General features: G+C 56.9%; 12 protein-coding genes. All 12 read left to right on the plus strand.

Translation table 11 applies throughout. From position 1 onward, the window contains the following. Window positions 1-8: 8 nt before the first annotated feature. Complete coding sequence (locus FOI68_RS15990; protein WP_029098014.1) at window positions 9-317, plus strand: FtsB family cell division protein; 309 nt, start codon at window positions 9-11, stop codon at window positions 315-317. A gap of 42 nt (window positions 318-359) precedes the next feature. After that, window positions 360-725 (plus strand): S1 RNA-binding domain-containing protein, encoded by a 366-nt coding sequence (locus FOI68_RS15995; protein WP_065067590.1) that lies wholly within the window; start codon window positions 360-362, stop codon window positions 723-725. 294 nt (window positions 726-1,019) lie between these two features. Then, window positions 1,020-3,494: a stage II sporulation protein E gene (gene spoIIE / locus FOI68_RS16000; protein ID WP_143863724.1), complete on the plus strand. Its 2,475-nt coding sequence runs from the start codon at window positions 1,020-1,022 to the stop codon at window positions 3,492-3,494. Window positions 3,495-3,566: 72 nt separating this feature from the next. After that, window positions 3,567-4,322: a VWA domain-containing protein gene (locus tag FOI68_RS16005; protein WP_029098011.1), complete on the plus strand. Its 756-nt coding sequence runs from the start codon at window positions 3,567-3,569 to the stop codon at window positions 4,320-4,322. Further along, the gene (locus FOI68_RS16010; RefSeq protein ID WP_176703322.1) at window positions 4,312-5,235 is read left to right on the plus strand and encodes a serine/threonine protein kinase; all 924 of its coding nucleotides are present in this window, start codon (window positions 4,312-4,314) and stop codon (window positions 5,233-5,235) included. Before FOI68_RS16005 ends, FOI68_RS16010 begins: the two co-directional genes overlap by 11 nt. A gap of 16 nt (window positions 5,236-5,251) precedes the next feature. Beyond that, the gene (locus tag FOI68_RS16015; RefSeq protein ID WP_035296642.1) at window positions 5,252-6,001 is read left to right on the plus strand and encodes a threonine/serine exporter family protein; all 750 of its coding nucleotides are present in this window, start codon (window positions 5,252-5,254) and stop codon (window positions 5,999-6,001) included. Window positions 6,002-6,007: 6 nt separating this feature from the next. Continuing rightward, a complete protein-coding gene (locus tag FOI68_RS16020) occupies window positions 6,008-6,463 on the plus strand; it encodes a threonine/serine exporter family protein (RefSeq protein WP_035288859.1) in 456 nt (151 codons plus the stop codon). Then, window positions 6,435-7,862 (plus strand): tRNA lysidine(34) synthetase TilS, encoded by a 1,428-nt coding sequence (gene tilS / locus FOI68_RS16025; protein ID WP_143863725.1) that lies wholly within the window; start codon window positions 6,435-6,437, stop codon window positions 7,860-7,862. Before FOI68_RS16020 ends, tilS begins: the two co-directional genes overlap by 29 nt. Further along, window positions 7,859-8,398, plus strand: a complete 540-nt coding sequence (gene hpt / locus FOI68_RS16030) for a hypoxanthine phosphoribosyltransferase (protein ID WP_029098006.1) — start codon at window positions 7,859-7,861, stop codon at window positions 8,396-8,398. The genes tilS and hpt overlap by 4 nt, the downstream gene beginning before the upstream one ends. A 69-nt stretch (window positions 8,399-8,467) precedes the next feature. Further along, window positions 8,468-10,393, plus strand: coding sequence for an ATP-dependent zinc metalloprotease FtsH (gene ftsH, locus FOI68_RS16035; RefSeq protein ID WP_029098005.1), 1,926 nt, complete (start codon window positions 8,468-8,470; stop codon window positions 10,391-10,393). A gap of 232 nt (window positions 10,394-10,625) precedes the next feature. After that, window positions 10,626-11,285 carry a hypothetical protein gene (locus FOI68_RS16040; protein ID WP_143863726.1) on the plus strand — a complete coding sequence of 220 codons (660 nt, stop codon included), beginning with the start codon at window positions 10,626-10,628 and terminating at the stop codon, window positions 11,283-11,285. 201 nt (window positions 11,286-11,486) lie between these two features. After that, window positions 11,487-11,900 (plus strand): hypothetical protein, encoded by a 414-nt coding sequence (locus FOI68_RS16045; protein WP_029098003.1) that lies wholly within the window; start codon window positions 11,487-11,489, stop codon window positions 11,898-11,900. The last annotated feature ends 152 nt before the right edge of the window (window positions 11,901-12,052 follow it).

Raw genomic sequence — 12,052 nt, forward strand, 5'->3', positions numbered from 1 at the left:
GGCCTGACATGACTACACCATCCCCCTCTCACGTCAACAGAAAAGGGCAAAAGCGGAGAATTCGTCTCTTTCTGTTCTTCGTCCTCTGCCTGTTTGTCTGGATCGGCTACACGCTCTACCTGCAGGGTGGAATGCTGTCCGAGAAAGAAGCAGAGCTGGAAACCCTGAAGAAGGAAGCGGCCGAGGTACAGCAGCAGCAAGCGGAGCTGGCGTACAAGGCAAGCCGTCTGTACGACCAGGAGTACATCGCCGAACTGGCGCGGAAAGAGTGGTTTTTCACCAAGCCGGGGGAGAGCATATACGTGATTCCGGAATAGTCGCACAGGATATCTACATGCAGAGGGAGGCTTTCCACTTTCATGGGAGTCGAGGTAGGGAGCAAGCTTGAAGGAAAAGTGACTGGCATCACGAAATTCGGCGCGTTTGTGGAGCTGCCCGGCGGAGTGACCGGTCTCGTGCACATCAGCGAAATTGCGGACACGTATGTGAGAGATATTCACCAGTACCTGAAAGTGGGCGATGTCGTGACGGTGAAGGTATTGCACGTCCGTGACGGCAAGATCGGCCTGTCCATCAAAAAAGCCCAGGACAAGGAGCGGGGGCCGCGTCCCCAGCGGGAGCGCGGAGACGGGTTTGAAGAGAAGCTGAGCCGGTTTCTCAAGGACAGCGAAGACCGCCAGTTGTCCCTGCGCAAAAACCGGGACAAGAGAGGACGAGGGCGTTAGATAAAAGTTTTGACTTTTTCCACTTTTCTTTCTAACAAAAATGCGCAATTTGACGATAAATTGAGGAAGGGCATTTTAAAAACGTGACGAATGGTAATAATAAGCCCGTTTCGCTAAGCGCGAATCACCTGTCAGCCGACGTTGACCGCCAAAAACGTCGGTTTTTTTTTGTCCCATTGCGTCAATGAATTTGTCGCACGATTCTGTGAATACGCCAAGGTATTTTGACAAAATTTACAAGGCCGCCTCCGTATAATGGTAACCACATTGAAGCCAGAACGGGGTGGTGTAACGATGATCGCAAACAAGAACATAACCGGCACGGGCCATGTATGGGCGCGCCGTGTCTCACATCAATGGAGTGCGGCGACGGTAAGCTGGGGAGAGAAGGTCGCCGATACCGCGCAAAAATGGAATGTCCTTCCGCTGCTGATGGGCTTTTTGCTCGGACGGGCCCTGATCCTGGAGGAGCTGTCGCCGTTTGTTGTGCCGTATCTCATGGTGATGTACTACCTGCGGCGGGATTGCGTGATCATTTCGGCCGCGGCGCTGATCCTCGGCGCGTTTACGCAGACGATCCCGCTGGGCCTGCAGGCGGCCGTCAGCGTCGCGCTCAGCCTGTTCGTTTGCAAATGGAGTGAACGGTTCCGGCGGAAGGATTTTTCCCGGACGCCTCTCCTGGTGTTCGTGACGGTGTTCGTCAGCCATCTGCTGTTTGCCGCCATTACCAATCAGGTGACCACGTACAAACTGGTGATGGTGGCGGTGGAGGGCGTGCTCAGCTTCGTGCTGACGCTGATCTTTATCCAGTCGCTGTCGATCGTCCACTTGGCCAAACCGTACGAACCGCTGAAAAATGAAGAAGTGGTGTCGCTGGTCATCCTGCTGGCGTCGCTGATGACGGGGACGGTGGACTGGATCATCGAGGGCGTCTCCATGGAGCACGTGCTCACCCGCTACCTGCTGCTGCTGTTTGCCTTTACCGGGGGCGGGACGATCGGGGCGGCGGTGGGGGTCGTCACCGGCCTCATCCTCAGCCTGGCCAACGTCAGCGCGCTGCTGCAAATCAATCTGCTCGCCTTTTCCGGGCTGCTGGCCGGACTGCTCAAGGAGGCGGGCAAGGCGGGGGTCTCCGCCGGGCTTTTGATCGGCACGGCGATTCTGGCGATTTACGGCGGGGCGGAGGACACCCTGTACCTGTCGCTGGCCGAATCGGGATTGGCGATCCTCCTGTTCGTCCTGACGCCGGCGGCCGTGTGGAAAAAAGTGGCCCGGTTTATCCCCGGCACGCCGGAAAACCTGCAGTCCCATCAGGAGTACATGCGGCGGGTGCGGGACGTGACGGCGGGGAAAATCCAGCAGTTCTCCGAGCTGTTCACGCAGCTTTCCAAAAGCTTCGCCCAGACGTCCGACGGCGAGGAGCGGGAAGAACAGGCGGACGTGTTCCTGAGCCGGGTGACCTCGTTTACCTGCCAGAAGTGCTGGAAAAAGGAACAGTGTTGGGAAAAGGAAACGCAGGCCACGTATCAGGGGATGCGCTGGCTGACGGAAAAACTGTACGAAACCGGCACGCTGGCCGGCGTGACCCCGCCGCGCGACTGGGAGCGCAAATGCGTCAAGGTGGAAAAGGTGCTGACCGTGATGGAACAGGAGTTCGACCGGGAGCAGTCCTTTGAGCAGTTGAAGCGGCAGGTGCGGGAAAGCCGGAAGCTGGTGGCCGACCAACTGTCGGGCGTCTCCCGGGTAATGAGCGATTTCGCCCGCGAGATTCAGCGGGAGGGCATGGAGCTGACCCTGCAGGAAAAGCAGGTGTCGCAGGCGCTGGAAGGACTGGGGCTGTCCGTGCGCCGTGTGGAAATCCATAATCTGGAAGAAGGCAAGGTGGACATCGAGATCAGCCAGCCGACCTGCTACGGACGGGACGAGTGCGCCAAAATCGTCGCCCCGATGCTGACGGAGATCCTGGGCGAGAACATCGTGGTGAGGGAGCGGCACTGCGAGCCGCAAAAGGACGGGACGTGCCGGATGTGCCTCGCTTCCGCCAAAGCGTTCGACATCGACATCGGCGTGGCCGGAGCCGCCAAGGACGGCAAGCTGCTGTCCGGCGACAGCTTCCGCACGATGGATCTGGGCAACGGCAAGATGGCCTTGGCGATCAGCGACGGCATGGGCAACGGCGAGCGGGCGTTTCTGGAGAGCCAGTCGGCGCTGGACATGCTGCAGCAGCTTCTCCGGTCGGGAATCGACGAGAAGCTGTCGATCAAGACGGTCAATTCCGTCCTGGCGCTGCGCTCCACCGACGAGATGTTCGCCACGGTCGATCTCGCGCTGATCGACCTGCAGACCGCCCATGCCAGGTTTGTCAAAATCGGCTCCACCCCCAGCTTCATCAAACGGGGCGACGACGTCATCACCGTGACCGCCAGCAACCTGCCCGCCGGCATTTTGGAGGAGATCGAGGTGGATGTGGTCTCGCGGACGATGAAGCCGGGCGACCTGCTGATCATGATGTCCGACGGCATCTACGAGGCGCCCCGCCACATCGAAAACAGGCAGGCCTGGATGAAGCGGTTGATTTCCGAACTGCAGACGGACGACCCGCAGGAAGTGGCCGACCTGCTGCTCGAGCGGGTGATCCGGCAGCACTCCGGCAGCATCGTCGACGACATGACTGTGCTGGTGGCCCGCCTCGACCGCTTCGTGCCGCAGTGGTCGGCCATCCAGGTGCACGGCATGCCCAAACTGGAACGGCCGCGGGTCGTGAGCTGAAAGGTATGATTCTCTCCCCCCCTGTCGATACTGGTATCAAAATACAAATATAGGCAGAATGGGGAGATTTTTGTGAAAGAAGCTACACTGCGGCAGATTCTGGTCGTCACGGACGGCTGCTCCAATGCCGGCATGAGCCCGGTGGCAGCAGCGGCGCTGGCCAGGGAACAAGGGATAACGGTAAACGTCATCGGCGTCATTGACAAAGGCGAAATGGGCGAGCAGGGGGAAAAGGAAATCCGCGAGATCGCGGATGCGGGCGGAGGCCTGTACGACATCGTCTATCCGCAGCAGTTGGCGCAAACGGTGCAGATGCTGACGCGAAAAGCGATGACCCGAACGATCCATCATGTCGTCAACAAGGAATTGAAGGAGATTTTGGGCGATTCCGCCATGGACGTGCTGGCGCCGGAAAAACGGGTCCAGGTAGCCGGCATGGTGGACGAGCTGGGGGAACGAAGCCGCCTGGACGTGGTCATGCTTGTCGATACCTCCGGCAGCATGAAGCCGAAGCTCAGCGCCGTTCAGCAGGCGATCCACGATTTCAGCATCAGCTTGCGCTCGCGCAGCGGGCAGAGCCGCATGGCCGTTTGTTCATTTCCTGGGAAACAAAAGCATCTGGATGTGCGCATTCCGTGGACGGATCAGGTGGACCAGGCGCATCAATTGACGTCAGGGCTGACCATGAGCGGAATCACGCCTACCGGCCCGGCGATCGTGGAAGCGATTGCGCTCTTTGAGCACGTCCAGCTCCCGGCCCCGCTGTCCGACCGCTACCGCGCCGAAGCGGAAGACGACGACGGCAGCCTGCGCGACCATGTCTTCTAACAAACCGGCGATACCCGACCTGCCCCTGCAGTTTTGCGGAAAATGGAACCAAAAGTCGTACCGCGTCCTGCGGGAGCTGGGACGCGGGGCGAATGGCGCCGTTTATCTGGCCGCTCAGGGAGGCGTGCGCCGGGCCGTCAAAATCGGGGCGGAAGGCATGGATCTTTTAATGGAAGTGAACGTGCTGAAAAGCGTGCAGCAGGGGCGGGACGTCCGCGTGGCGCCGCTGGTGAGCGACGTGGACGACCTGGTCATCAACGGCAGGACCTTCACCTTTTACGCCATGGAGTACCTGGAGGGGGAGCAGTTGGATCGCTATGTCAAGCGGATGGGGACCGAATGGGTGCCCATCCTGATGATCCAACTGCTGGCCCGGCTGGAGATTTTGCATCGGCACGGCTGGGTGTTTGGCGACCTGAAACCGGAAAACGTGATGGTCACCCATGCGGACAAGCAGGTCCGTCTGATTGATTTCGGCGGAGTAACCAAGATGGGGAACGCGGTCCGCCAGTTCACCGAGGAGTACGACCGCGCCGCCTGGCAGGCGGGTGACCGGCGGGCGGACATCGCGTACGACCTGTTTTCCCTGGCGGTGATGGCCGTGCGTCTGTCGGCCGATCCGGAGGTGTGGAAAAGCAGGCGCCAGGAACCGCGTCAAACCGGTCTGCTCTGTGATATAATACGGAACAGCGACAGCCTGTACCCGTACCGGGTGTCCCTCGTAAAAGCGTTTCACGGCAAGTACGCGTCGGCGGGGGAAATGCGGTCGGAGATGCTCGCCATCGTGCGCGAGCGTACGACCGGCCATCGGGGCAAACAGGCGTCCGACTCTGCAGGCAAGCTGGTGGGAGGGCTGTTTGTCGCCTCCTTGCTGCTGCTTGCGGGGACTCTGTATTACGCATGGATGATGTGAAGGGTGTGACTTGTCGGTGTCCCCAGACCTGGTTATGGATACGTGCCTGTTGGCAGGCGAAATCATGTTGAAGAACGGCGGCGAGACGTACCGCTCGGAGGAGACGATGACGTTGATCGCGCGGGCGGCCGGCATGGATTCGGTCAACAGCTCGGCGACGCCGACCAGCATTATTCTTTCGTTCCGCGCCAACGGGCAGGACCATACGCGCATGATCCGCACCCCCCACCGGACCATCGATCTGAACAAGGTGACGCTCGCCAACGACGTGTCCCGCCGCTTTGTCTCCGGGCAAATCACTCTGGAGCAGGCGTATCGGATGCTTTGCGAAATCGATCAGAAAAAAAACATCTATCCGCAGTGGCTGCAGCTTGTGGCGGCTGGCGTTGCCAGCGGCTCTTTTGCCATGCTCGCCGGCGGATTTTGGTACGAAGTGCTGCCGGCGGCGTTGGCGGCATTAACGGTCAAGATCAGCTCGGATTTTTTTGAACAGTTTTTACGGGTAAAATTTTTCTTTGAGTTTGTCTCCGCGCTGTTGGGCGGAATGCTGGCGCTGCTGTTCGTTGCGCTGTTTCCCGAACTGCGCATCAGCGTCCTCATCATCGGGGCGATGCTGCCGCTCTTTCCCGGGATTGCCATTACCAACTCGCTTCGGGACCTGATGGCCGGCGACCTGGTGGCCGGCGTGTCCAGAGGAGCGGAAGCGCTGCTCACGGCACTCTCCGTGGCGGCGGCGACAGCGGTTACCCTGTGGTTTACGAGGTGAGGTGCGATGGTACTGTTGAAAGGCTTGGGATTGAGCTTGTTCTCTTCGATCGCGTGGGGGATGCTGTTTAACGTGCCCGTCCGCACGCTGTTGGCCTGCGGTTTGGCCGGCGTGACGGGGTGGCTGGTCTTTTCCCTGCTTCCGCTGGGGGGTGCGGAAGTGATCCTCTCCACGTTTGCCGCGGCGACGGCAGTTTCGCTCTTGAGCCAACTGCTCTCCATCTTTTTGCGCGTCCCGTCGACTAACTTCAGCGTGGCCGGCATCATTCCCCTGGTGCCCGGTTCGCTGGCCTACAAGGCGATGCTTGCGTTCGTCAACGGTCAGACCATGGAGGGGATTTCGCTGGCGACGCAGACGGCTATGGTGGCCGGAGCGATTGCGTTCGGGCTGATTTTTGGCATGTCGCTCGTGACCATCTGGAAAGGAGTCCGCCATGCTGGAAAACGTGCGCAGCGACATTGAGCGGGACGGCCTGTTGAAACCGGGCGACACCATCGTGGTCGGCCTGTCCGGCGGAAACGACTCGACGGCGCTTCTGCATATCTTGTGGTCGTTAAATCAACACTATCCGTACGGCTGGACGCTGCACGCGGTGCACCTCAACCACGGCTTTCGCGGGGAGGAAGCCAGGGAGGACGCCCGCTGCGCGGAGGCCCTCTGTCGGCGGCTCGGGGTCGCGTTTCACCTGTTTGAGCGGAATGTCCCCGCTTATATGGAAGAAACGGGGATGGGGGCGCAGGAAGCCAGCCGGGCGATTCGCTACGAGCTGTACAGACAGGTGGCAAAACGTCACGGCGCGGGCAAAGTGGCGCTGGCGCACCACGCCGACGATCAGGTGGAGACGATCCTGTTTCGGCTGCTGCGCGGAACGAGGCTGCACGGCTTGGCGGGCATGCCGCGGCGCCGCTGGCTGGAGGAGGGCAGAATCGAGCTGGTGCGGCCGCTGCTCGGGACCAGCCGGGCCGACCTGGAGCGCTACTGCCGCGAGAACGGCCTTGCGCCGCGTGAGGACAGCAGCAACCGCTCGCGAAAGTACAAGCGCAACCTGCTCAGGCTGGACGTCATGCCGCTGTTGGAGCAGGTGAACGAGCGCTACCGCGAACACATCCTGTCGCTCGCGGATGCCGTGCGGCAGGACGAGGCGTATCTGCAGCGGGAAAGCGAACGGCGGCTGGAACAGGTGGTGACCCGGAGGAAACAGGACGCTGTAACGGTTGATATTGACAAGTTTCAAACTTGTGACGTTGCTTTACAAAGGAGAATGATTACTCTAATATTAAGTTATCTCTCAAGGCAAACCGAATGGTCTTCGCAGCATGTGGAGGCCGTTTTGCACATGATAGAGGGAAACCGTCCATCGGCCGAGCTGCATTTGCCCGAACAGGTGACCGTACAGCGGATGTACGGGCAGGTCCGTTTTCAGCGGGATGGACGGAATCGACACATACACGGTTTTTGTTATCCGCTCGCTGTCCCGGGGACGACCTTGATCGCGGAGAGCGGAGCCAGGATACATACGTCTTTTCGTGAAAGCCCAGTCGATTGGGCACAACTGCCGGACAATGCGGCCGTTTTTGATGCGGATCGGCTTCCCGGGCCGCTGTTCGTACGCAGCCGAACCCCGGGCGACCGGTTCACCCCGTTTGGTGCGGAACGTGCCAAAAAGCTGAAAGAGCTCTTGATCGACGCCAAGGTTCCGCTGGCGTGGCGGGACAAACTGCCGCTTGTGGCGTCGGGGGAGGAACTGATCTGGGTGCCCGGCGTCCGCCGTTCCGCCATTGCGCCTGTCGAGGATCAGACCAGGCGGGTTTTGTACATGGAAGTTGAGTTTGGAGAAGATTGGCGGGAGGTTTTATCATGAATCAGGACATCAAGAAGATCTTGCTGACGCAGGAAGAAATCGCGGCAAAAGTAAAAGAGCTGGGCGAAATTCTTAGCGAGGAATACAGGGACAAAAACCCGCTGGTCATTTGCGTGCTGAAGGGGGCTGTTTTGTTCATGGCTGATCTGGTCCGGCAGATGAACATCCCCTGCGAAATGGACTTCATGGCCGTGTCCAGCTACGGCAGCGGCACGGAGTCGAGCGGCATGGTCAAAATCCTGAAGGACCTGGACACCTCCGTACAGAACCGGCACGTGCTGGTCGTCGAGGACATCATGGACAGCGGCCTCACCCTGAGCCGTCTGGTGGAGCTGCTCCGCCACCGGGAGGCGGCTTCGGTCAAAGTGGTGACGCTCCTGAACAAGCCGGAGCGGCGCAAAGTGGACATTTCGCCGGACTACAGCGGCTTTACCATTCCGGACGAATTCGTGGTCGGCTACGGGCTGGATTACGCCGAGCACTACCGCAATTTGCCGTACATCGGCGTGTTGAAGCCGGAAGTTTACACCAAGTAGCTTTGTTGTGAAGACCCTGCTTCCTATGGTAAAATGTGAAAAGTGTCTGTTCGTGAGAGGAGGTAAGGAATGAATCGCTTTTTTCGTAACACCGGGTTCTACCTACTAATATTTCTTGTCACGGTCGGGATCGTGAATTTTATCCTCTCCGGTACTGATAAGGTTGGGAAACTTACATATCAGGAATTCCGGGTACAACTGCAAGCCAACAACATCAGCGAGCTCTCCCTCCGTCCCGAGGGCAGCACCTATCGCGTGGAAGGTACGTTGGTGAAAGCAGTTCCGGGACAGGAAAGCGGTAAGTTCGTTACGTATGTGCCGTTGTACGATTCGGATATGATCGCGCTGCTGAACGAAAAGATTGATGAACAAAAGGTGAAACGGGTGGAGTTTGGCCCGCAGGAAGGAAACAGCATCTGGCTGACGTTCCTGACCTCGATCATTCCTTTTGTCATCATCTTCATCCTGTTCTTCTTCCTCTTGAATCAGGCCCAGGGCGGCGGCAGCCGGGTGATGAACTTCGGCAAAAGCCGCGCGAAGCTGTATAACGAAGAGAAGAAACGCGTTACGTTTGACGATGTGGCAGGGGCAGACGAAGAGAAGGCGGAGCTGGAGGAAGTCGTCGATTTCCTCAAGGACCCGCGCAAATTCAACGCGGTCGGTGCCCGCATCCCCAAAGGGGTGCTGCTGGTCGGCCCTCCGGGTACGGGTAAAACCCTGCTGGCGCGTGCCGTAGCGGGTGAAGCGGGTGTGCCGTTTTTCAGCATCTCCGGTTCCGACTTCGTGGAGATGTTTGTCGGGGTGGGGGCATCCCGCGTTCGCGACCTGTTTGAAAACGCGAAGAAAAACGCGCCGTGCATTATCTTTATCGACGAGATTGACGCCGTCGGCCGTCAGCGCGGAGCCGGTTTGGGCGGCGGCCACGACGAACGCGAGCAGACGCTGAACCAACTGCTCGTGGAAATGGACGGGTTCGCCGGCAACGAAGGCATTATCATCATCGCCGCGACCAACCGTCCGGACATTCTGGACCCGGCCCTGCTGCGTCCGGGACGTTTTGACCGTCAAATTACCGTAGACCGCCCGGACATCAAGGGACGGGAAGCGGTGCTGAAAGTCCACGCCCGCAACAAGCCGCTCGGCGACGACGTGAAGCTGGACGTCATCGCCCGCGGAACCTCGGGCTTTACCGGCGCCGATCTGGAGAACCTGCTGAACGAAGCGGCTCTCCTGACCGCCCGGAAGAACAAGAAACAGATCAGCATGGAAGAAGTGGACGAGGCGATCGACCGCGTCATCGCCGGTCCGGCGAAAAAATCCCGCGTCATCAGCGAGGAAGAACGCCGCCTCGTGGCGTACCACGAAGCGGGCCACACCATCGTCGGCTATCATTTGAAAAATGCGGAAATGGTGCACAAGGTGACGATCATTCCGCGCGGTCAGGCAGGCGGTTACACCGTGATGCTGCCGAAAGAAGACCGCTTCTTCGCCACCAAGTCCGACCTGCTTGACAAGATCACCGGTCTGTTGGGCGGACGGGTCGCGGAAGAACTGGTGCTGGGCGACATCAGTACCGGCGCGCACAACGACTTCCAGCGCGCGACGGCGATCGCCCGCAGCATGATCACCGAGTACGGCATGAGCCGTCTGGGCCCGATGCAGTTCGGCCGCAACCAGGGACAGGTGTTCCTCGGCCGCGACATCGGCCACGAGCGCAACTACTCCGATCAGATCGCGTACGAGATCGACCAGGAGATGCAGCGCATCATCAACGAGTGCTACGAGCGATGCAAAGAGCTGCTCATCAAGCACCGCGACCAGCTTGAGCTGGTGGCGACCACGCTCCTGCGCGTCGAAACGCTGGATGCGGAACAGATCAAGCGGCTGATCGAAACGGGCAAACTGGAAGAAGACGACGCGGCGGACAACAGCGACGTCGTGGTCAATATCCAGCCCAAAAAGGACGAAGAGACAAACGGAGAACCGAAGGAATAAGGAGCGCCGAGAGCGCTCCTTTCCTTTTCCATACATTTCCCTTTTCTGTATAAAGAAAATATGTTCTCTTGGTAGTTTTTACCTTGGTTTTTTGCCTAGATAGGTGAAGGCGACATTATGACCGGTCAAAGTCGCTCAGAGAACAGAAAGGGGAAATGTCTTATGGCTAAATATTTTGATTATATGAAAAAAATTTGGCCGTCCGCTAAACAATCATTCACTTGGCCCTGAGATGATCATTATCAAAACCAAACTTGATAACATTCGTACCGAAACCATTTTGCGCCCGCTGTCCAAAACTGATTACACGGGAATCAATGGTGGGTTCTTTGCAGCAGACAGCTATGACGAACCACCGACAGAAGGTCGTTCCATTGCGTATAACGAGTTTGACGAAGGAGATAAGGTAACCTATAAAGGACGGACGCTTCCGGAGATCTACGAGTATAACGGTACAGCCAAGAATCAGAAATCCAGAAAAACAGCCGTTCTTTATGAAAAGAAAGGAACCATCAAGGCTGACTACATGTATGCTCGAAACTTGGATGACGTCAAAGCTCGTTATGACAATATTACCAATGTAATTGGGGGAACCAGCTTTGCGGAATCGGATTGGTCTCCTTTGGCATACCAGTTACCTACCTATCGAACGATTTTCGCTTGGGACGATACAAATGCATATCTGATCGCATTCACGGACCCTGTCACTGTTCCTCATGCGAAACAGTCTATTGAGTTTATTGGTTTGGATCCTAAGAATGCCATCGTACTGGATGGATCAGGTTCTACTTCCATTCAGGTATACGATGACGGTAATCAGAAGAAAAACTATTGCTTTTACGGAGAAGATCGTTATCTGTTTAACATCGTCAGGGTGAAAAAGGATTATTAAATCTGTAAGTGAATATATTATATTGGACCAATTCCTATGGGAGTTGGTCTTTTTTCCTGATGAAATCCCGCTTGAGAAACTCGATAAGAAATGGGTAATGCATGATACGTATCTACTTGAAATTCCATAAAAATGAATTCTTAATAAATTTTGTTATTTTTCGCTTTCTTATGGTACTATATATGGAGGGGGAATCAGAAAATGATGAAAAACAAGCAGATATGGGTGTTATTGTTGGGTATTAACCTTATCATGGGTGCTTACATGGCTGCCCTTGAGTTAATAATCAATTACTATGACCCTGGTTTGGACAGTTTCGAGAAGGTTTCCAAACAAATGCCCTTTTTTGCTTTTTTCTACTTGTGGGGTTTGTTTTCAATTGCTACTCTAATCAAAAATGGTTTGAGTGTATGGTTCAAGCGGTGGTTGACCCAAAAAATAAGCGTAAACAGCTTTATTTACTACTCATTGCTGGCGATCATGTTTACCCTTTGGTACATGTATGAGATACACCCTGTTTCTGCCTTTTTGTATCCACTCATTCCTGTATCAGAAACATTACTGTTTGCTCTTGTATTTGAAAGAAATGTACAATTGACAAAAAGAAATGGGTGAGTATAACGAGATTATCTGGATGGACCATTCGGGAACAGCCCCCGGCTTACCGGCACGTGGGCGGGGAGCACTACGTCGCTTGTCATCTGGTGTGATCGGGATTTATGCGTACCTCCTATTGAAACTCGGGACAGAATCGGGTACAGTGAAGG

The organism is Brevibacillus sp. LEMMJ03, assembly GCF_007197875.1.
In the GTDB taxonomy this organism is placed as follows: Bacteria; Bacillota; Bacilli; order Brevibacillales; family Brevibacillaceae; genus Brevibacillus; species Brevibacillus thermoruber.

Coding starts and splice junctions, on each gene's coding strand:
- FOI68_RS15990 (WP_029098014.1), top strand. CDS start 9: ATGACTACACCATCCCCCTCTCACGTCAACAGAAAAGGGCAAAAGCGG.
- FOI68_RS15995 (WP_065067590.1), top strand. CDS start 360: ATGGGAGTCGAGGTAGGGAGCAAGCTTGAAGGAAAAGTGACTGGCATC.
- spoIIE (WP_143863724.1), top strand. CDS start 1,020: ATGATCGCAAACAAGAACATAACCGGCACGGGCCATGTATGGGCGCGC.
- FOI68_RS16010 (WP_176703322.1), top strand. CDS start 4,312: ATGTCTTCTAACAAACCGGCGATACCCGACCTGCCCCTGCAGTTTTGC.
- FOI68_RS16020 (WP_035288859.1), top strand. CDS start 6,008: ATGGTACTGTTGAAAGGCTTGGGATTGAGCTTGTTCTCTTCGATCGCG.
- tilS (WP_143863725.1), top strand. CDS start 6,435: ATGCTGGAAAACGTGCGCAGCGACATTGAGCGGGACGGCCTGTTGAAA.
- hpt (WP_029098006.1), top strand. CDS start 7,859: ATGAATCAGGACATCAAGAAGATCTTGCTGACGCAGGAAGAAATCGCG.
- ftsH (WP_029098005.1), top strand. CDS start 8,468: ATGAATCGCTTTTTTCGTAACACCGGGTTCTACCTACTAATATTTCTT.
- FOI68_RS16040 (WP_143863726.1), top strand. CDS start 10,626: ATGATCATTATCAAAACCAAACTTGATAACATTCGTACCGAAACCATT.
- FOI68_RS16045 (WP_029098003.1), top strand. CDS start 11,487: ATGATGAAAAACAAGCAGATATGGGTGTTATTGTTGGGTATTAACCTT.